The sequence below is a fragment of the Streptomyces sp. NPDC048197 genome (assembly GCF_043202395.1).
GTDB classification, from domain to species: Bacteria; Actinomycetota; Actinomycetes; order Streptomycetales; family Streptomycetaceae; genus Streptomyces; species Streptomyces siderophoricus.
This window is the reverse complement of sequence record NZ_JBIDAJ010000006.1, coordinates 40,071-60,072: the sequence shown is the minus strand read 5'-3', so window position 1 is coordinate 60,072 and position 20,002 is coordinate 40,071. Positions and strand designations below refer to the sequence as shown.

Here is a 20,002-nt window from a genome sequence, read left to right as displayed (position 1 = left end):
CTCCGCAGCGGACGGAGGCGGGACGGGTCGGGGCGGCTCGGCCCCGGCCCGTCCCGTGCGCCCGCCGTCAGCCGGTGCGGCGCAGCAGGGCCAGGTACATCGCATCGGTGCCGTGCAGATGGGGCCAGAGCTGGACGTCCGGGCCGTCGCCGAGGGCGGGGACACCGGGCATCAGCGGGCGGGCGTCGACCCATTCGACCGCCACCGCGGGGCCGCCGCGGCCCTTGATGACGTCCTCCACCACGGCCCGGGTCTCGGCCGGGTGCGGTGAGCAGGTCGCATAGCCGACCACGCCGCCCACCCGCACCGCGGCCAGCGCCTGGCGCAGCAGCTCGCGCTGGAGCGGGGCGAAGCCGTCGAGGTCCTCGGGGCGGCGGCGCCAGCGGGCCTCCGGGCGGCGGCGGAGCGCGCCCAGGCCGGTGCACGGGACGTCCATCAGGACCCGGTCGAAGCTGCCGGGGCGCCAGGCCGGGCGGGTGCCGTCGGCGGTGATCACCGCGTACGGGCCGGGGTTGCCTTCGAGGGCCCGGGCGACCAGGCGGGCGCGGTGCGGCTGCTTCTCCGAGGCCAGCAGCGCGGCGCCGCGCCCGGCGGCGAGCGCGGCCAGCAGCGCGGCCTTGCCGCCGGGGCCGGCGCAGCCGTCCAGCCAGGCCCGGTCGGTGCCCTCGACGGGCGCGTTCGCCAGCGCCAGGGCGACCAGCTGGCTGCCCTCGTCCTGCACGCCGGCGCGGCCCTCGGCCACCGCGTCCAGCGCACCGGGCTCACCGCCCTCGGCGAGCCGGACCGCGTACGGCGACCAGCGGCCCGGCAGCGCGCCCCGCTCGCCGGCCGCGGCCAGCAGCTCCTCGGCGGTGGCCCGGCCGGGCCGCGCCACCAGCGTCACCTCGGGGCGCTCGTTGTCCGCCTCCAGCAGGTCCTCGATGCCGGCCCGGCCGCCGCCGAGCGCGTCCCACAGCGCCGAGACGATCCAGCGCGGATGCGCGTGCACCAGGCCGAGGTGGTCCTCGGGGTCCTCGTCGTAGTCCGGGGCGATCCGCGCCAGCCAGCCGTCCAGGTCGTCGGCCGCGACCTTGCGCAGCACCGCGTTGACGAACTTGGCGCGCCCGTCACCCAGCACCACCCGCGCCAGCTCGACGCTCGCGCTGACCGCGGCGTGGGTGGGGATGCGGGTGCCGAGCAGCTGGTGGGCGCCGAGCGTGAGCACGTCCAGGACCGGCGGGTCGACCTCGCGCAACGGCCGGTCCACGCACTGCGCGAGGATCGCGTCGTACGTGCCCTGCCGCCGCAGCGAGCCGTAGACCAGCTCGGTCGCCAGCGCCGCGTCCCGGGCGTCGAACTCCCCGCCCTCGCGCGCCTTGCGCAGCAGCGGCGGCAGGACGAGGTTCGCGTAGGCGTCCCGCTCGTCGACGGCCCGCAGCGCCTCGAAGGCGAGGATCCTGACCGGGTCCTTCTTCGGACGGCGGTGCGGCTTGCCGGGACGGCGGTGGGGCTGGGGCTGGCTCACAGAAAAGGTGCTCCGGATGTACGGCATGCGGTCTGGGGGTCCCGGATGAGGGATCCGTCCCAGCCTACGCGGGCCCGGGCCGCCGCAGTACGCCCGCCTGCGCGGGGCCCGGGACCGCGGCGGTACGCCTCTTCCCCGCGCGGTACGGCCTCCTGTGCGGCCCGCCGCCCTATGCGGCCTGCCGCTCGTGGCCGACGAGCCGGACGCAGACGGCGAGGCCCTCGATCGCCTGCTCCAGCTCCGCGAGGCCGGGGTAGCTGGGTGCGATCCGGATGACCGCGTCGCGCGGGTCGTCGCCGTACGGGTGGGTGGCGCCGGCCGGGGTGAGCACGATGCCCGCCTCGGCGGCCCGGCGGACGACCTCCTTGGCGCAGCCGTCCGGCACGTCCAGGGTCACGAAGTACCCGCCCTTGGGCGTGGTCCAGGTCGCGAGCCCGGTCCCGCCGAGCTCCTTCGCGAGGATCCGGCCCACCGCCTCGAACTTGGGCCGGAGCAGGGCGCGCTGGCGCTCCATGTGGGCGCGCACCCCGTCGGCGTCGCGCAGGAACATCACGTGCCGCAGCTGGTTGACCTTGTCGGGGCCGATCGACCGCTTGGCGTTGTGGCCGAGCAGCCACGTCACGTTCGCGGGCGAGGAGCCGAAGAAGGCGACACCGGCGCCGGCCGCGGTGATCTTGGAGGTGGAGCCGAAGACGAACGCCCGGTCCGGGTTGCCGGCGTCGGCGCAGGCGGCGAGCAGGTCGGCGATCTCCACCGGCTCGTCGGTGAGGTGGTGCGCGGCGTAGGCGTTGTCCCAGAAGATCCGGAAGTCGGGCGCGGCGGTGGGCATGGCGGCGAGCCGCGCCACGGTCGCGTCGCTGTAGCTGACGCCGGTCGGGTTGCTGTACTTCGGTACGCACCATATGCCCTTGACCGCGGGGTCCTCGGCGACCAGCCGCTCCACGATCTCCATGTCCGGGCCCTCGTCGGTCATCGGCACCGGGATCATCTCGATCCCGAAGCGCTCACAGAGCGCGAAGTGCCGGTCGTAGCCGGGCACCGGGCACAGGAACGCGATCCGCTCCTGGTCCGCCCAGCGGGACCCGGCGCCCGGCAGCACGCCCAGCAGGGCGTGCACCAGGCAGTCGTGCATCAGCTCCAGGCTGGAGTTGCCGGCCGCGAGCAGCTGCCCGGCCGGGACCTGGAGCAGCCCGGCGAAGATCTCCCGGAGCTCGGGCAGGCCCTGCAGTCCGCCGTAGTTGCGGACGTCCGTGCCGTCGGCGGAGGTGTACCGTCCGCCGGGCAGGCTCAGCAGGTCGGTGGAGAGGTCGAGCTGTTCCGGGGCCGGCTTGCCGCGGGTGAGGTCGAGCGAGAGCCCCCGTCCGGCGAGTTCCTGGTAGTCCCGGCGGGCCCGCTCGACGAGACCGGCCGGCGTGTCGGGGCTCAGCTCGGTGGTCATGGTGCTTCCTTTCCCAGGGGCCGCGCCGCGGGGGCGGCGCGTCGTTCAGGTGGCGCCGCCGAGGATACAAACCGCCCCGGACGACCGGCCCGGGAATTCCACCCACTGGGATCCGCGGGGCCGCGCGGGCCCCGGTGGCGTCAGCCGCCGAGCCGTTCGCCGGCCTCGATGCGTACGCCGCGCGCCCAGTCCGCGGCCTGCATCGGCTTCTTGCCCTGCGGCTGGACCCAGATCAGTTCGACCGGGTGGCTGCCGGTGCCGACGTACACCGCCTTCTTGGTGACGGCGAGTTCGCCGGGTGCCAGGGAGAGTTCGGTGTGGCCCGCGGCGGAGGTGGCGGACATCAGCTTCAGGCGCTCACCGCGGAAGGCCGTCCAGGCGCCGGGCGCGGGCGCACAGCCGCGGATCACCCGGTCGACCCGCAGGGCCGGCGCCGCCCAGTCCACCTTGGCGTCCTCGACCTCGATCTTCGGCGCGAGGGAGATGCCCTCGGCGGGCTGCGGCACCGGCGTCAGGGTGCCGTCCTCGATGCCGTCCATGGTCGCGACGAGCAGGCCGGAGCCGGCGAACGCGAGCCGGGTGAGCAGATCGCCGCTGGTGTCGGTCGGCCGGACCTCCTCGGTCAACACCCCGTAGACCGGGCCGGAGTCGAGCCCCTCCTCGATCTGGAAGGTCGAGGCGCCGGTGACCTCGTCGCCGGCCAGCACCGCGTGCTGCACCGGTGCCGCGCCGCGCCAGGCCGGCAGCAGCGAGAAGTGCAGATTCACCCACCCCTTGGCGGGAATGTCGAGCGCCACCTTGGGCAGCAGGGCGCCGTAGGCGACCACCGGGCAGCAGTCCGGGGCGATCTCCCGCAGCCGGGCCAGGAAGTCCGTGTCCCGCGGCCGGGCGGGCTTGAGCACCTCGATGCCGGCCTCCTCCGCACGCTCCGCGACCGGGCTGGCGACCAGCTTCCGGCCGCGTCCCGCGGGCGCGTCGGGCCTGGTCACGACGGCCACGACCTCGTGCCGGTCGGAGGCGATCAGGGCATCGAGGGAGGGGACGGCGACCTCGGGGGTGCCGGCGAAGACAAGCCTCATGGGTGGCGGACTACCTCTCACACGCAGCGGAACGACGCACCAGTGTATGGGCCTTGCTCCGCGCCGGGAGCGCCGCTTCCGGGGGCGTACGACATTTCCCGCGCCTCGCACGGAAGCTCGTACGCCCCCATACCGTGACCAGAGCCACTCCTGTCGCGTTGGTCAAACAGCATTGACCCGAACCGGGCCGCCGAAGCGGCCCGATCGTTTTCCTTTTCCTCATTCCACGCCGGTTCGAGAGGCTTGCTCATGGCCGACCACGCAACCCACGACGCCCAGGCCCGCGCCAGCCTGCATCTCCTGGTGCGGGACATCGAGCGGGTCCGCCGACAGGTGGACGCACTGCGCACGCTGACCGCTCAGCTGGGCAACGTCTACCGGCCGCGGCGCACGGGTCCGTCCGCGGGCTTCGTCGTCTACGGACGCGCGCCCGCGCCGACCGTGCGCCTTGCCCAGGAGCTGCGGGACAGCGTCGAGACGCTCGTCACGGCCGCGGTCGACTTCGACCGTTCGCTGGGGTTCTCGTGGGACGCGGTGGGCTCGGCGCTCGGCGTCACCAAGCAGGCGGTGCACCGCCGTTACGGCGCCCGCCGGGCCGCCGCCCAGCCCGCCGCGGACGGCGCGGCCGAGCCCGCGGTGCGTACGCCGGAGTCCGCCGCGACCCGCGCGGTGAGCGTGACCACCGGGCTGTCCGGCGCACCGTCCGTGCCCGCCGCCCGCTCCATGCCCGGCCAGTCCTCCGCGGTCGCCCGCGAAGAGCCGACCCGGCCGGGCGCCTTCCCCGGCCCGCGCAACGGCTGAACCCCTCCCCCACGCCGGTCACCCGGCACCCTCGCCAGCGCCCCGGGACCGCCCGCCGACCTCGGTCCCGGGGCGGCGTCATGCCCGCCCCCACGCCCGGCCGCGGGCCCCGGCGCCCACGCGGCGCAGCCCCGAACCCCCAACTCCCGCACCGCACCCCGCGATCACCCCAGGTCCAGCGGATCGATCCGGACCCGCACCGCCGCCCCCTCCCGCTTGACCAGCCTGGCCGCCCGCGCCGCCTTGAGCGCCGCGGCGAGTGCCGCGCCCCGGCCCGGCCGGACCCGGACCAGCGCCCGCTCCCACTGCTCACCGGGCTGCGGATCACCCGGGCGGCGCGGCCGCCCGGGGTCCGGCACCGGAAGCGGAACGGGGCCCAACACCTCGGCGTCCGGCGGGAGTTCGGCCGCCCGCAGCAGCTCGGCGACGTCCTCGGGCGGGCCGGTCACCGAGGCCATCCGGGACACCGGCGGGAACCCCAGCTCGGCCCGCTCGGCCAGCTCGCGCAGCGCGTGCCCGGCCGGGTCCCAGCGCACCAGCGCCTGCACCGGCCGCAGCGTCGGCTCCGCGATGACCGCGACCGTGCCGCCCTCCGCCTGGCCGCGCACCAGCGCCGCGGCTCCCAGCCAGCGCCGCAGCGCCTCCTCCCCCGCCCGCAGGTCCGCCCGCCCGAGCAGCGCCCAGCCGTCGAGCAGCAACGCGGCCGCATAGCCGCCGCCTTCGGCGACCGGCTCGGCCCCGGGGGTGGAGACGACGAGGGCGGGGCGGTCCGGGACCGAGTCCAGGACGTGGTCCCGGCCGGAGGTGCGCACCGGTACCTCCGGGAAGGCCCGGCCCAGCTCCTCGGCCGTACGGTGCGCACCGAAGACCCGCGCCCGCAGCCGGGCGCCGCCGCACTCGGTGCAGTGCCAGTCCGGTGCCTCCTTGCCGCACCAACCGCAGCACAGCGCGGTGTCGTTGCTGCGCGCCTCCAGCGGGCCGGCGCAAGTCCGGCAGCGGGCCGGCTCCCGGCACCGCTCACAGGCCAGCCGGGGGACATAGCCCCGGCGGGGCACCTGCACCAGCACCGGGCCGCGGGCCAGTCCGGCGCGGGCCGTCTGCCAGGCGAGCGTCGGCAGCCGGGCCACCCGCGCCGCCTCGTCGCGCGCGGCCTGCAGGTCGTCGACGGTACGGACCAACGGCGCGGCCGCACGCAGCTGTTCGCGGGTGGCCTCCAGCGGCCGGGCCCAGCCGTTCTCGACGAGCTGGGTGGCCTCGACCGTGCGGCCCAGGTCGCCGACCAGGCAGGCGGCCTTCTCGTGCACCGCGCGGAGCAGGAGGACGTCCCGGGCGTGCGGATGCGGGGCGTTGGTGTCGCTGTGGCTGGAGTTGCCGTCGTCCCAGATGGCGACGAGGCCGAGGTCGGCGACCGGGGCGTACATCGCGGCGCGGGTGCCGATGACGGCCCGGACCGCGCCGCGGCGTATGGCCAGCCAGCGGCGGTACCGCTCCTCGGGGCCCGAATCGGCCACCAGGAGCGTGTGCAGCCCCGGCCCCACCAGCTCGGTCAGCGCCGCGTCCACCCGCGCCGCCGACCGTCCGTCGGGCATCACGACCAGGGCGCCGCGGCCGGACGCCAGGGTCGCCGCGACCGCCGCGGCCAGCTCCCCGGGCCACCGCGGCCCCGGGAGCGCGGTCCACACGGCGCGCGGCGCACCGCCGCGCGCGAGGGCGTCCAGGAACGCCGGGCCGTCGGGATAGCGCGCCCAGCTGCCCGGGGCGGGCGGCCCGGGCGGGGGCGGCGGTTCGGGGAAGCGCTCCGCCTCCGGCTTGGCGTGCCGCGGTGGAACGGCCAGCTGGAGGACGTCGGCGAGCGAACCGGCGTACCGGTCGGCGACCGCCCGGCACAGCGCCAGCAGCTCCGGGCCGAGGACCGGCTCGGGCGAGACGACCTGGGCGAGCGCGGCCAGCGGGCCGCGGTAGTCGGACTCCGCGACCCGCTCGACCAGATAGCCGTCGAGCAGCCCGCCGCCCTCGCGCCGGCCCTCGCGCACCCGGCCGGTCCCCGCGCCGAACCGCACCCGCACCCGGACGCCGGGCCGGGCCTCGGCGTCCATGGCGGCGGGTACGGCGTAGTCCCACAGCTTGTCGAGATGGACCGGGCCCTTGTCGACCAGGACCCGGGCCACGGGGAGGGCATCGGCGAGCTGCGCGCCCCGCCACGTCCGTGGCTTGGCGCGCTCCGCCCTGGTCTCCCGGACGGTCTCCCTGATGAGGGCCAGCTGCTCGCCCCGCTCCCCCGGATCCCGCCCGTTCTCACTGCTCACAGCACCAGTCTTAGCAGACGGCACCGACAACGGCGCCGGGCCGGAGCGCGGCCGCGGGCGGTGGCCCGGGAACGCCGCCGGCCCCGTACCGCGGGGCGGTACGGGGCCGGGGCCGGGACGGTGCGCTGCTTACAGGCCCACGGCCTTCTTCAGTGCCTCGACGCGGTCGGTACGCTCCCAGGTGAAGTCCTCCAGGTCACGGCCGAAGTGGCCGTAGGCGGCGGTCTGGGAGTAGATCGGGCGGAGCAGGTCGAGGTCGCGGATGATCGCGGCCGGGCGGAGGTCGAAGACCTCGGTGATGGCCTGCTCGATCTTGTCCGTGTCGACGGTGGCGGTGCCGAAGGTCTCGACGAAGAGACCGACCGGCTCGGCCTTGCCGATGGCGTAGGCGACCTGGACCTCGCAGCGGGCGGCGAGGCCGGCGGCGACCACGTTCTTGGCGACCCAGCGCATGGCGTAGGCGGCCGAGCGGTCGACCTTGGACGGGTCCTTGCCGGAGAAGGCACCGCCGCCGTGCCGGGCCATACCGCCGTAGGTGTCGATGATGATCTTGCGGCCGGTCAGGCCGGCGTCACCCATCGGGCCGCCGATCTCGAAGCGGCCGGTGGGGTTGACCAGCAGGCGGTAGCCGTCGGTGTCCAGCTTGATGCCGTCCTCGACGAGCTGGTTGAGGACGTGCTCGACGACGAACTCGCGGATGTCGGGAGCGAGCAGCGAGTCGAGGTCGATGTCGCTGGCGTGCTGCGAGGAGACCACGACGGTGTCGAGGCGGACGGCCTTGTGGCCGTCGTACTCGATGGTGACCTGGGTCTTGCCGTCGGGGCGGAGGTAGGGGATGGTGCCGTTCTTCCGGACCTCGGACAGCCGGCGCGAGAGGCGGTGCGCGAGGTAGATCGGGAGCGGCATCAGCTCAGGCGTCTCGTCGCAGGCGTAGCCGAACATCAGGCCCTGGTCGCCCGCGCCCTGCCGGTCCAGCTCGTCGTCGTCGCCCTCGACGCGGTTCTCGTAGGCGGTGTCGACGCCCTGCGCGATGTCCGGGGACTGCGCGCCGATGGAGACCGAGACGCCGCAGGACGCGCCGTCGAAGCCCTTCTTGGACGAGTCGTAACCGATCTCGAGGATCTTGTTGCGGACGAGGTTGGGGATGTCGGCGTACGCCTTGGTCGTCACCTCGCCGGCCACGTGGACCAAGCCGGTGGTGATCAGCGTCTCGACGGCGACCCGGGAGGTGGGGTCCTCCTTCAGGAGCGCGTCGAGGATCGTGTCGCTGATCTGGTCAGCGATCTTGTCGGGGTGGCCCTCGGTGACGGACTCCGAGGTGAACAGGCGGCGGGACACATCGCTCCCTGGGGTTGCAGCGGCTGCTGGCTGATCATTGGCGGAAGGGCCGAGAGCTGCGCTCGGCCCGATCCACTCGCCAGTTTATCGGTCGTATGCGTCGTTCGGGCACGCGGTCTCGATTTCTGGACCCCTCGTGACCTGGGACACCACACCTCACGGTAGGACGATCACCGTGCGGGGGCGACATGGTCAAGGGAACACGCCCGATTTTGTGGGGCCGGTGGGGTGAAAGAGCAGAGGGTGCGCGGATTCAGCGGCGATTCTCGGCCAGCCGGGGGGCGACCAGATCCCACACCGTGTCCGCGAGGGCCTCCTTCGGACCGTACGGGACCGGGGTCTCGGTGCCGTCGGCCGCCAGGATCACCGCCTCGTTCTCGGCCGAGCCGAACGCCTTGTGCTCGCCGACCTCGTTGACGACCAGCAGGTCACAGCCCTTGCGGGCGAGCTTGGCGCGCCCGTTGGCGAGCACGTCGTCGGTCTCCGCGGCGAATCCCACCACCACCTGGCCGGGCCGGGCGCGGTCGGCGGACAGCTCGGCGAGGATGTCCGGATTACGGACCAGCACGACCGGCTCCGGCTCCTGGCCCTCCACCTTCTTGATCTTGGCGGTGGTGTAGACGGCGGGGCGGAAGTCGGCGACCGCGGCCGCCATGACCACGGCGTCGGCGTCCGCGGCGGCCTTCAGCACGGCCTCCCGGAGCTGGCGGGCGGTGCCGACCGGGACCACGTCCACGCCCACGGGGTCGGGCAGCTCGGTGTTGCCGGCGACGAGGGTGACCCGGGCGCCGCGCGCGGCCGCCGTGGCCGCGAGCGCGTAGCCCTGCTTGCCCGAAGAGCGGTTTCCCAGGTAGCGGACCGGGTCCAGGGGCTCGCGGGTGCCGCCGGCGCTGACCACGACGTGGCGTCCGGCGAGGTCCGCCACGGCGGCCCCCTCGGCCCCGCGGGCCAGCACCCGGCGGCAGAGGGCGAAGATCTCCACCGGGTCGGGGAACCGGCCCTTGCCGGTGTCGACGCCGGTCAGCCGGCCGACCGCGGGCTCGACGACGATCGCGCCGCGGCGGCGCAGGGTGGCGACGTTCTCCTGGGTGGCCGGGTTCTCCCACATCTCGGTGTGCATCGCGGGGGCGAAGACCACCGGACAGCGGGCGGTCAGCAGCGTGTTGGTCAGCAGGTCGTCGGCGAGGCCGTGGGCGGCCTTGGCCAGCATGTCGGCGGTGGCCGGGGCGACCACGACGAGGTCGGCGGCCTGGCCGATCCGGACGTGCGGGACCTCGTGGACGGACTCCCAGACCTCGGTGTCGGCCGGGTGGCCGGACAGCGCGGACCAGGTGGCCTCTCCGACGAAGTGCAGCGCCGAGGCGGTCGGCACCACCCGGACGTCGTGCCCGGACTCGGTCAGCCGGCGCAGCAGCTCGCACGCCTTGTACGCGGCGATCCCGCCGCTGACCCCCAGGACGACCCTGGGCCGCTCCCGCTCCCGCTTGTCCATCGCTTCGCCGCTCCCCGAGCTTGTGGTCCGCACCACGTCCGTAGCGCCTCTGTAGTCCCTATGACACACCAAAGGCCCGGCGGAAGTGCCGCCGGGCCCTGGATGAACCTGCTACTGCCTACTGGGCCGGGCCCTCGATGGACTCGGAGGTCAGCAGACCCGCGTTGATCTCGCGCAGCGCGATCGACAGGGGCTTCTCGTGGACGTGGGTGTCCACGAGCGGGCCGACGTACTCCAGCAGGCCCTCGCCGAGCTGGGAGTAGTACGCGTTGATCTGCCGCGCGCGCTTGGCGGCGTAGATCACGAGGCTGTACTTCGAGTCGGTGGCCTCGAGAAGCTCATCAATGGGCGGGTTGATGATGCCCTCGGGAGCGGTGATGGAAGAGGACACTCTCTACCTTCCGAAAGGGGATGAAGCCTGGGTGGCATGCGCCCGGCCGTCGTACGGGCCGGCGCAAAGTCTGTGCGTCCGGAGCCGGAGCGGCTCCGCGGGGTCAGCCGCTGGTGCTCTTGTCCCCGGATCGATGCAGCATCAAGGCTAGCAGCTCACGGCTCACGTCCTCGACGGAGGTGTTGACGCACGTCACGTCGAACTCCTTCTCCGCGGCCAGCTCGACCCGGGCCGCCTCCAGGCGGCGCTCGATGACCTCGGGCGCCTCCGTGCCCCGGCCGGTGAGCCGGCGGACCAGCTCCTCCCAGCTCGGCGGGGCGAGGAAGACCAGCTGGGCCTCGGGCATGGACTCCCGGACCTGGCGGGCGCCCTGCAGGTCGATCTCCAGCAGGACGGGCTCGCCGGCCGCCAGGCGGTCCAGGACCGCCTGGCGCGGGGTGCCGTAGCGGTTGCCGGCGAACTCGGCCCATTCGAGCAGCTCGCCGTTGGCGATCAGCTTGTCGAACTCCTCGTCGTCGACGAAGAAGTACTGGACGCCGTGCCGCTCACCGGGTCGCGGGGAGCGGGTGGTGGCCGATACCGAGAGCCACACCTCGGGGTGGACCTTGCGCATATGCGCGACGACCGTGCTCTTGCCGACCCCTGAGGGGCCGGAGAGCACGGTCAGTCGCGGTTGTCTGGCCGGGGGGCCGGCGGGGGTCGTCCCCCGGGAGACTGCAGAACTCATGCAGCGATTATTCCAGCTTCCCGGCGATGCCGGAAAATTCAGCCGGAAGCGCTGCCGCCGAATTCGCGCTCCAGTGCCGCGATCTGGTTGGAGCCAAGGCCCCGGACGCGGCGGCTCTCGGAGATCCCGAGCCGCTCCATGAGCTGCTTGGCGCGGACCTTGCCCACGCCGGGCAGGGACTCCAGGAGGGCGGAGACCTTCATCTTGCCGATGACGTCGTTCTTCTGGCCCTGCTGGATGACCTCGTGGAGGGAAGCACCGGAGTGCTTGAGCCGATTCTTGACCTCGGCGCGCTCCCGGCGAGCCGCGGCGGCCTTCTCGAGCGCGGCTGCGCGCTGTTCAGGGGTAAGGGGCGGAAGAGCCACGCCTACGTCACCTCGGATGTCGAACTGTCGGATAAGGACCGGTGTGGAACCTAGTCGCCCCGCATCTGCGGAGCAACGAGCAACGCGCTTACGTGCACTGCTCTCGACGGAGACTAGCGGCCGAGCGCGCCGGAGTCAGCGAGAACAGACGAAAAGTCCTGGTCAGACTCTGCTGACCAGGACAATTCGGGACCAAACTCCCCGTCTTACGGTGCCTTGTCGAGCGCGGTGCGCACTTCCTCGGTGAATCGGTCCGCCGCGGCGCGCAGTCCGGCGGCGTCCGGACCGTGCTTCAGCACCCCCCGGCTGACGCTGGGGAGGACGTTGCCGGCCGCGGCGCCGAAGACGGCCGGCAGGTCGGCCGGGGTGGCGCCCTGTGCGCCGATGCCGGGAGCCAGCAGCGGGCCGTTGATCGCCAGGTCGAACGAGGAGAGATCGCCGAGGGTCGCGCCGACCACCGCGCCGAAGGAGCCCAGCGGCTCGGCACCGGCGTTCTCGGCGGCGAGATGGCCGAGCATGGTCGCCGCGAGGGTCCGGCCGTCCTCACGGACCGCGCGCTGGACCTCGGCGCCCTCCGGGTTGGAGGTCAGCGCCAGCACGAACAGGCCCGCGCCGCTCTCCCGGGCCAGGTCGGCGGCCGGCTTCAGCGAGCCGTAGCCGAGGTACGGGGAGACCGTCAGGGCGTCCGAGAACAGCGGTGAGCCCGGGCGCAGATAGGTCTCGGCGTAGGCCGCCATGGTGGAGCCGATGTCGCCGCGCTTGGCGTCCATGAGCACCAGCGCGCCGCGCTCGCGGGCCTCGACGACGGCGGTCTCCAGCACGGCCAGGCCGCGCGAGCCGAACCGCTCGAAGAACGCGGACTGCGGCTTGAAGACGGCGACGTGCTCGCCGAGCGCCTCGACGACGGTGCGGGTGAACCGGGCCAGGCCCGCGACGTCGTCGTTCAGGCCCCAGTCGGCCAGCAGCGAGGCGTGCGGGTCGATGCCGACGCAGAGCGGCCCCCGCTCGTCCATGGCGCGGCGCAGGCGCGCGCCGAAGGGATCGGTCACTGGCTCACCTTCTTGTGCTCGGCGCCGACGGCGTCGGCGAGGGTGGCGTACGGGCTGGTGCGCAGGCGCGCGGCCAGGCCCTTATGGATCGAGCGGCACCAGAACGGGCCCTGGTAGATGAAGGCGCTGTAGCCCTGGACGAGGGTGGCGCCGGCGAGGATGCGCTGCCAGGCGTCCTCGGCGGTCTCGATGCCGCCGACGCCGACCAGGGTGATCTTGTCGCCGACCCGGGCGTAGAGGCGGCGCAGCACCTCCAGGGAGCGCTGCTTGACGGGTGCGCCGGAGAGGCCGCCGGTTTCCTGGACCACGGCCGGGTCGGACGTCAGGCCCAGGCTCTCGCGGGCGATGGTGGTGTTGGTGGCGATGATGCCGTCCAGGCCGAGTTCGACGGCGAGGTCGGCGACCGCGTCGACGTCCTCGTCGGCCAGGTCCGGGGCGATCTTGACCAGGAGGGGGACCCGGCGGTCGGTGACCGTGCGGTCGGCGGCCTCGCGGACCGCGGTCAGCAGCGGCCGCAGGTGGTCGACCGCCTGGAGGTTGCGCAGGCCCGGGGTGTTCGGCGACGAGACGTTGACGACCAGGTAGTCGGCGTGCCGGGCCAGCCGCTCCGTGGAGGTGACGTAGTCCCCGATCGCCTCGGACTCCGGGACGATCTTGGTCTTGCCGATGTTGACGCCGAGGGTGGTCGGGAAGACCGGGTTGCGGGCCGCCAGGCGGGCCGCGACGGACGCGGAACCGTCGTTGTTGAAGCCCATGCGGTTGATCAGCGCGCGGTCCGGTACGAGCCGGAACAGGCGCTTCTTGGGGTTCCCGGGCTGCGGCTGGGCGGTGACCGTGCCGATCTCGACGTGGTCGAAGCCGAGCATGGTCATGCCGTCGATGGCGACCGCGTTCTTGTCGAAGCCGGCGGCCAGGCCGAACGGGCCGTGCATCCGGCGGCCGAACGCCTCGACGCGCAATTCCTTGTGGCGGGGGGCGAGGGCGGCGGCGAGGAAGGTGCGCAGCACGGGCACCTGCGCGGCCCGCCGGATCCAGCCGAAGGCCAGGTGGTGGGCCCGCTCGGGATCCATGCGCGTGAAGAAGAGCCGGAAGAAGAGCTGGTACATGGTGTGTGTCCTCATGAAGAGGGGGACACAGCGGCGGTTTCGCTGTGTCCCCCTCACGGGCTGCTAGTCGCGGGCCGCGGTCAGGTGTTCCGCGTGTTCCTGGAGTGACCTGACGCCCACGTCGCCGCGGTTCATCGCCTCGATGCCCTGGACGGCGGCCGCGAGGGCCTGGACCGTGGTCAGGCAGGGTACGGAGCGGGCCACCGCCGCCGTACGGATGTCGTAGCCGTCGAGGCGGCCGCCGGTGCCGTACGGGGTGTTGACGATCAGGTCGACCTCGCCGGCGTGGATCAGCTGGACGATGGTCTGCTCGCCGTTCGGGCCCTCGCCCTCGGACTGCTTGCGCACGACGGTGGCGTTGATGCCGTTGCGGCGCAGCACCTCGGCCGTACCGGAGGTGGCGAGCAGCTCGAAGCCGTGCGCGACCAGCTCCCGGGCCGGGAAGATCATCGAGCGCTTGTCGCGGTTGGCGACGGAGACGAACGCCCGGCCCTTGGTGGGCAGCGCGCCGTACGCCCCGGCCTGCGACTTGGCGTAGGCGGTGCCGAAGACCGAGTCGATGCCCATGACCTCGCCGGTGGAGCGCATCTCCGGGCCGAGGACGGTGTCCACGCCGCGGCCGTGGACGTCGCGGAACCGGCTCCACGGCATCACGGCCTCCTTGACGGAGATCGGCGCGTCCAGCGGCAGGGTGCCGCCGTCACCGGTCTTCGGCAGCAGGCCCTCGGCGCGCAGTTCGGCGATGGTGGCGCCGAGCGAGATCCTCGCCGCGGCCTTGGCCAGCGGTACCGCGGTCGCCTTCGAGGTGAAGGGGACGGTGCGGGACGCGCGGGGGTTGGCCTCCAGGACGTAGAGGATGTCGCCGGCCATCGCGAACTGGATGTTGATCAGTCCGCGTACGCCGACGCCCTTGGCGATGGCCTCGGTGGAGGCGCGCAGCCGCTTGATGTCGAAGCCGCCGAGGGTGATCGGGGGCAGCGCACAGGCGGAGTCGCCGGAGTGGATGCCGGCCTCCTCGATGTGTTCCATGACGCCGCCGAGGTAGAGCTCCTGGCCGTCGTAGAGCGCGTCGACGTCGATCTCTATGGCGTCGTCGAGGAAGCGGTCGATGAGGACCGGGTGCTCGGAGATCAGCCCCGCGTGCCGCTCCAGGTACTCGCCGAGCGAGGGCTCGTCGTAGACGATCTCCATGCCGCGGCCGCCGAGGACGTAGGACGGCCGGACCATGACCGGGTAGCCGATCTCGGCGGCGATCCGCTTGGCCTCGTCGAAGGAGAAGGCGGTGCCGTACTTGGGGGCGGGCAGCCCGGCCTCGGTGAGGACCCGGCCGAAGGCGCCGCGCTCCTCGGCGAGGTCGATGGCCTCGGGCGAGGTGCCGACGATCGGCACGCCGTTGTCCTTGAGCGCCTGCGCCAGGCCCAGCGGGGTCTGCCCGCCGAGCTGGACGATGACGCCGGCGACCGGGCCGGCCTGGGTCTCGGCGTGCACGATCTCCAGCACGTCTTCCAGCGTGAGCGGCTCGAAGTACAGGCGGTCGGAGGTGTCGTAGTCCGTCGAGACGGTCTCCGGGTTGCAGTTGACCATCACGGTCTCGTAGCCGGCGTCGGACAGCGCGAACGAGGCGTGGACGCAGGAGTAGTCGAACTCGATGCCCTGGCCGATGCGGTTGGGCCCGGAGCCGAGGATGATCACGGCCGGCTTCTCGCGCGGGGCGACCTCGCTCTCCTCGTCGTAGGACGAGTAGAAGTACGGGGTCTTCGCGGCGAACTCGGCGGCGCAGGTGTCCACGGTCTTGTAGACCGGGCGGACACCGAGGGCGTGCCGGACCTCGCGCACGACGTCCTCGCGCAGGCCCCGGACCGCGGCGATCTGGGCGTCGGAGAAGCCGTAGCGCTTTGCTTCCGCGAGGATTTCCGGGCCGAGCTTGTCGGCGCCGGCGATCTCGTCGGCGATCTCCTTGACCAGGAAGAGCTGGTCGACGAACCAGGGGTCGATCTTCGTGGCGTCGAAGACCTCCTGGGGGGTGGCACCGGCGCGGATCGCCTGCATGACCGTGTTGATCCGGCCGTCGGTGGGGACCTGGGACTTCTCCAGCAGGGCGGCCTTCTCGCCCGGCTCGCCGGCGAAGTCGAACTGGCTGCCCTTCTTCTCCAGGGAGCGCAGCGCCTTCTGCAGCGCCTCGGGGAAGTTGCGGCCGATGGCCATGGCCTCGCCGACCGACTTCATGGTGGTGGTCAGCTTGGCGTCGGCGGCCGGGAACTTCTCGAAGGCGAAGCGCGGCACCTTGACGACGACGTAGTCGAGGGTCGGCTCGAAGGAGGCCGGCGTCTTCTCGGTGATGTCGTTGGGGATCTCGTCGAGGGTGTAGCCGACGGCGAGACGGGCGGCGATCTTCGCGATCGGGAAGCCGGTGGCCTTGGAGGCGAGCGCCGAGGAACGCGATACGCGCGGGTTCATCTCGATGACGATCACACGGCCGTCCTCGGGGTTCACCGCGAACTGGATGTTGCAGCCGCCGGTGTCCACGCCGACCTCGCGGATGACCGCGATGCCGACGTCCCGCAGGATCTGGTACTCGCGGTCGGTGAGCGTCATGGCCGGGGCGACGGTGATCGAGTCGCCGGTGTGGACGCCCATCGGGTCGAAGTTCTCGATGGAGCAGACGACCACGACGTTGTCGTTCTTGTCGCGCATCAGCTCCAGCTCGTACTCCTTCCAGCCGAGGATGGACTCCTCCAGGAGCACCTCGGTGGTCGGGGAGAGGGTGAGGCCCTGGCCGGCGATCCGGCGCAGCTCGTCCTCGTCGTGCGCGAAGCCGGAGCCGGCGCCGCCCATGGTGAAGGACGGGCGGACGACGACGGGGTAGCCGCCGAGCTCCTCGACGCCCGCGAGGACGTCGTCCATGGAGTGGCAGATGACCGAGCGGGCGGACTCGCCGTGGCCGATCTTGCGGTTGACCTCCTCCACGACCTCCTTGAAGAGGTCGCGGTCCTCACCCTTGTTGATCGCCTCGACGTTGGCGCCGATGAGCTCGACCCCGTACTTCTCCAGGGTGCCGGCCTCGTGGAGGGAGATCGCGGTGTTGAGCGCGGTCTGGCCGCCGAGGGTCGGCAGGAGGGCGTCGGGGCGCTCCTTGGCGATGATCTTCTCGACGAATTCCGGGGTGATCGGCTCGACGTAGGTCGCGTCGGCGATCTCCGGGTCGGTCATGATCGTCGCCGGGTTGGAGTTCACCAGGATGACGCGCAGGCCCTCGGACTTGAGGACCCGGCAGGCCTGGGTGCCGGAGTAGTCGAACTCGGCGGCCTGTCCGATGACGATCGGGCCGGAGCCGATGACCAGGACGGACTGGATATCGGTGCGCTTAGGCACGCTGGCCCTCCATCAGGGAAACGAAGCGGTCGAAGAGGTACGCGGCGTCGTGCGGACCCGCGGCGGCTTCGGGGTGGTACTGGACGCTGAAGGCCGGCTGGTCGAGGAGGTGCAGACCCTCCACCACGTTGTCATTGAGGCAGACGTGGGAGACCTCGGCGCGGCCGAAGGGGGTGTCGGAAACCTTGTCGAGCGGGGCGTCGACGGCGAATCCGTGGTTGTGCGCGGTGACCTCGACCTTGCCGGTCGTACGGTCCTGGACCGGCTGGTTGATCCCGCGGTGGCCGTACTTGAGCTTGTAGGTGCCGAAGCCCAGCGCGCGGCCGAGGATCTGGTTGCCGAAGCAGATGCCGAAGAGCGGGGTCTTGCGCTCCAGGACGCCGCGCATGACGGAGACCGGGTGGTCGGCGGTGGCCGGGTCGCCGGGGCCGTTGGAGAAGAACACGCCGTCGGGGTTGACGGCGTAGACGTCCTCGACGGTGGCGGTGGCGGGCAGGACGTGCACCTCGATGCCGCGCTCGGCCATGCGGTGCGGGGTCATGCCCTTGATGCCGAGGTCGACGGCGGCGACGGTGAACTTCTTCTCGCCGATCGCCGGGACGACGTACGCCTCCTTGGTGGCGACCTGCGCGGAGAGGTCGGCGCCCTTCATCTCGGGGGCCTGACGCACCTTGGCGAGCATGGTGCCCGCGTCGGGCAGCGCGTCGCCGGAGAAGATCCCGACCCGCATGGCGCCGCGCTCGCGCAGGTGGCGGGTGAGCGCGCGGGTGTCGACGCCGCTGATGCCGACGACGCCCTGGGCGGTGAGTTCCTCGTCCAGGGAGCGCACCGAGCGCCAGTTGGACGGGATCCGGGCGGGGTCGCGGACGACGTAGCCGGCGACCCAGATGCGCTGCGACTCGGGGTCCTCGTCGTTGACCCCGGTGTTGCCGATGTGCGGGGCGGTCATGACGACGACCTGGCGGTGGTACGAGGGGTCGGTCAGCGTCTCCTGGTAGCCGGTCATGCCGGTGGAGAACACCGCTTCGCCGAAGGTCTCCCCCACGGCCCCGTAGGCACGCCCGCTGAACGTGCGGCCGTCCTCCAGGACAAGTACGGCGGGAAGCGCCTTGTTCCTCAAAGAGGAGCTTCCCCTGGTGGAGGTCGTCATCGTGCGCCTTCCGTTTCGCTCTGCTCGGTGGTGTTTCGGGTGGTGCGGGTGGGGGTGGTGCTCAGTGCGGTGAGGGCCTCGACCCAGGCGGGGTGCTCCTCGGCACGGTCGGAGCGGAAACCGGAGTCGAGCTCCTGGTCCCCGTGCTGCCAGGTGACGACGAGCAGGCCGCCCTCGGTGAGGACCTTGCCGGCGATGCCCTTGTCGAGGCGGGCGCCGCGCAGCGCGGCGGCCGGCACGAAGAAGTCCGTCGCGCCCGGCCGTACGACGTCCAGGCCCGCCTCGGTGAGGGTCAGCTCGACGCGGCTGCGGGTGCCCAGGCCGTGCGCCACGATCCGGTCGAGCCACTGCCCGGCCGTGGTGGAGCCGTGGTAGCGCCCGCTGAGCGTCAGCTTCGGCTCTCCCGGGTCCTGGGGGGTGGCCGGCAGCTCGGGCAGGTCGCCCTGGAGCGTGCCGCGCCACTTCCAGCCCTGGCGCATCAGCCAGTAGACGAACGCGACGAGGACCAGCAGGCCGGCGACCCAGCCGAGCCGTGCCGCCCAGTCGGTGACCGGCGCGGACCGCTGCGCCTCGGCCAGTTGGATCAGTGGAGGAGTCACGCGAGCTTCCCGTCGACGACCGTTGCGCGGCCCCGCAGGAAGGTGTGGGTGACGCGTCCCGGCAGCTCACGGCCCTCGTAGGGGGTGTTGCGGCTGCGGGAGGCGAAGCCCGCGGGGTCCACCTCTCCACGGTAAGCGGAATCGACCAGGGTGAGGTTGGCGGGCTCACCAGCCGAGATGGGCCGGCCGTGGCCCTCCAGGCGGCCGATCCGCGCGGGCCGGAAGGACATCCGCTCGGCGACGCCGGCCCAGTCCAGCAGCCCGGTGTCGACCATCGTGTGCTGGACGACGGAGAGCGCGGTCTCCAGGCCGACCATGCCCATGGCCGCGGCGCCCCACTCGCAGTCCTTGTCCTCGTGCGGGTGCGGGGCGTGGTCGGTGGCGACGATGTCGATCGTGCCGTCGGCCAGCGCCTCGCGCAGGGCCAGCACGTCGCGCTCGGTGCGCAGCGGCGGGTTGACCTTGTACACGGGGTTGTAGGTGCGCACCAGCTCGTCGGTGAGGAGCAGGTGGTGCGGGGTGACCTCGGCGGTGACGTCGATGCCGCGGGACTTGGCCCAGCGGACGATCTCCACCGATCCGGCGGTCGAGAGGTGGCAGATGTGGACCCGGGAGCCGACGTGCTCGGCGAGCAGCACGTCCCGGGCGATGATCGACTCCTCGGCGACCGCGGGCCAGCCGCCCAGGCCCAGCTCGGCCGAGACGATGCCCTCGTTCATCTGGGCGCCCTCGGTCAGCCGCGGCTCCTGGGCGTGCTGGGCGACCACGCCGCCGAACGCCTTCACGTACTCCAGCGCCCGGCGCATGATCACCGCGTCGTCGACGCACTTGCCGTCGTCGGAGAAGACGGTGACCCCGGCGGCGGACTCGTGCATGGCGCCGAGCTCGGCGAGCTTCTTGCCCTCCAGGCCGACGGTGACGGCGCCGATGGGCTGTACGTCGCAGTAGCCGTGTTCCCGGCCGAGCCGGTAGACCTGCTCGACGACACCGGCGGTGTCGGCGACCGGGAAGGTGTTGGCCATGGCGAAGACGGCGGTGTAGCCGCCGGAGGCGGCCGCGCGGGTGCCGGTGAGGACGGTCTCGGAGTCCTCGCGGCCGGGCTCGCGCAGGTGGGTGTGCAGGTCGACGAGCCCGGGGAGGAGGACCTTGCCGCCGGCCTCGATGACCTCGGCGCCGTCCGCGTCGAGGCCGCTGCCCACGGTCTCGATGAACTCGCCGTCGATCAGGACGTCCTGCGGCTCGCCGCCGAGCACCTGCGCACCGCGGATCAGAATCTTGCTCATGG

General features: G+C 72.9%; 16 protein-coding genes. 1 reads left to right on the top strand and 15 read right to left on the bottom strand.

Going from position 1 to position 20,002, the window contains the following annotated elements; translation table 11 throughout:
* Nucleotides 1–67: 67 nt before the first annotated feature.
* The 3 genes from ACGF4C_RS10680 to fmt form a co-directional block, all read right to left on the bottom strand.
* The gene (locus tag ACGF4C_RS10680; RefSeq protein ID WP_393565107.1) at nt 68–1,504 is read right to left on the bottom strand and encodes an RsmB/NOP family class I SAM-dependent RNA methyltransferase; all 1,437 of its coding nucleotides are present in this window, start codon (nt 1,502–1,504) and stop codon (nt 68–70) included.
* 169 nt (nt 1,505–1,673) lie between these two features.
* Nucleotides 1,674–2,942: an aminotransferase class I/II-fold pyridoxal phosphate-dependent enzyme gene (locus ACGF4C_RS10675; RefSeq protein WP_393565106.1), complete on the bottom strand. Its 1,269-nt coding sequence runs from the start codon at nt 2,940–2,942 to the stop codon at nt 1,674–1,676.
* Nucleotides 2,943–3,082: 140 nt separating this feature from the next.
* Nucleotides 3,083–4,021: a methionyl-tRNA formyltransferase gene (gene fmt, locus ACGF4C_RS10670; RefSeq protein WP_393565104.1), complete on the bottom strand. Its 939-nt coding sequence runs from the start codon at nt 4,019–4,021 to the stop codon at nt 3,083–3,085.
* A gap of 249 nt (nt 4,022–4,270) precedes the next feature.
* On the opposite strand from fmt, the gene ACGF4C_RS10665 reads away from it, so the two are divergent.
* Nucleotides 4,271–4,822 carry a hypothetical protein gene (locus tag ACGF4C_RS10665; protein WP_393565103.1) on the top strand — a complete coding sequence of 184 codons (552 nt, stop codon included), beginning with the start codon at nt 4,271–4,273 and terminating at the stop codon, nt 4,820–4,822.
* Nucleotides 4,823–4,986: 164 nt separating this feature from the next.
* Here the strand turns inward: ACGF4C_RS10665 and ACGF4C_RS10660 are convergent, their stop codons facing one another.
* From ACGF4C_RS10660 to ACGF4C_RS10605, 12 genes are all read right to left on the bottom strand, one after another.
* Nucleotides 4,987–7,128 (bottom strand): primosomal protein N', encoded by a 2,142-nt coding sequence (locus ACGF4C_RS10660; RefSeq protein ID WP_393565101.1) that lies wholly within the window; start codon nt 7,126–7,128, stop codon nt 4,987–4,989.
* 129 nt (nt 7,129–7,257) lie between these two features.
* Complete coding sequence (gene metK, locus ACGF4C_RS10655; RefSeq protein WP_393565099.1) at nt 7,258–8,466, bottom strand: methionine adenosyltransferase; 1,209 nt, start codon at nt 8,464–8,466, stop codon at nt 7,258–7,260.
* A gap of 253 nt (nt 8,467–8,719) precedes the next feature.
* Nucleotides 8,720–9,958 (bottom strand): bifunctional phosphopantothenoylcysteine decarboxylase/phosphopantothenate--cysteine ligase CoaBC, encoded by a 1,239-nt coding sequence (gene coaBC, locus ACGF4C_RS10650; RefSeq protein WP_393565097.1) that lies wholly within the window; start codon nt 9,956–9,958, stop codon nt 8,720–8,722.
* Between the two features lie 118 nt (nt 9,959–10,076).
* The gene (gene rpoZ, locus ACGF4C_RS10645) at nt 10,077–10,349 is read right to left on the bottom strand and encodes a DNA-directed RNA polymerase subunit omega (protein ID WP_030412017.1); all 273 of its coding nucleotides are present in this window, start codon (nt 10,347–10,349) and stop codon (nt 10,077–10,079) included.
* Between the two features lie 103 nt (nt 10,350–10,452).
* Nucleotides 10,453–11,076: a guanylate kinase gene (gmk, locus tag ACGF4C_RS10640; protein WP_393565095.1), complete on the bottom strand. Its 624-nt coding sequence runs from the start codon at nt 11,074–11,076 to the stop codon at nt 10,453–10,455.
* Between the two features lie 38 nt (nt 11,077–11,114).
* Complete coding sequence (gene mihF / locus ACGF4C_RS10635) at nt 11,115–11,441, bottom strand: integration host factor, actinobacterial type (protein ID WP_030412015.1); 327 nt, start codon at nt 11,439–11,441, stop codon at nt 11,115–11,117.
* A gap of 206 nt (nt 11,442–11,647) precedes the next feature.
* Nucleotides 11,648–12,490 (bottom strand): orotidine-5'-phosphate decarboxylase, encoded by an 843-nt coding sequence (gene pyrF / locus ACGF4C_RS10630; RefSeq protein ID WP_393565092.1) that lies wholly within the window; start codon nt 12,488–12,490, stop codon nt 11,648–11,650.
* Nucleotides 12,487–13,596 (bottom strand): quinone-dependent dihydroorotate dehydrogenase, encoded by a 1,110-nt coding sequence (locus ACGF4C_RS10625; RefSeq protein ID WP_393565090.1) that lies wholly within the window; start codon nt 13,594–13,596, stop codon nt 12,487–12,489. Before ACGF4C_RS10625 ends, pyrF begins: the two co-directional genes overlap by 4 nt.
* A gap of 63 nt (nt 13,597–13,659) precedes the next feature.
* Complete coding sequence (gene carB / locus ACGF4C_RS10620) at nt 13,660–16,968, bottom strand: carbamoyl-phosphate synthase large subunit (RefSeq protein WP_393565088.1); 3,309 nt, start codon at nt 16,966–16,968, stop codon at nt 13,660–13,662.
* Nucleotides 16,961–18,118, bottom strand: a complete 1,158-nt coding sequence (gene carA, locus ACGF4C_RS10615) for a glutamine-hydrolyzing carbamoyl-phosphate synthase small subunit (protein WP_393565086.1) — start codon at nt 18,116–18,118, stop codon at nt 16,961–16,963. The genes carB and carA overlap by 8 nt, the downstream gene beginning before the upstream one ends.
* Entirely contained in the window at nt 18,115–18,717 is a 603-nt protein-coding gene (locus ACGF4C_RS10610) for a hypothetical protein (RefSeq protein WP_393565083.1), read from the bottom strand. Before ACGF4C_RS10610 ends, carA begins: the two co-directional genes overlap by 4 nt.
* A complete protein-coding gene (locus ACGF4C_RS10605; protein WP_393565081.1) occupies nt 18,714–20,000 on the bottom strand; it encodes a dihydroorotase in 1,287 nt (428 codons plus the stop codon). The genes ACGF4C_RS10610 and ACGF4C_RS10605 overlap by 4 nt, the downstream gene beginning before the upstream one ends.
* Between the last annotated feature and the right edge of the window lie 2 nt (nt 20,001–20,002).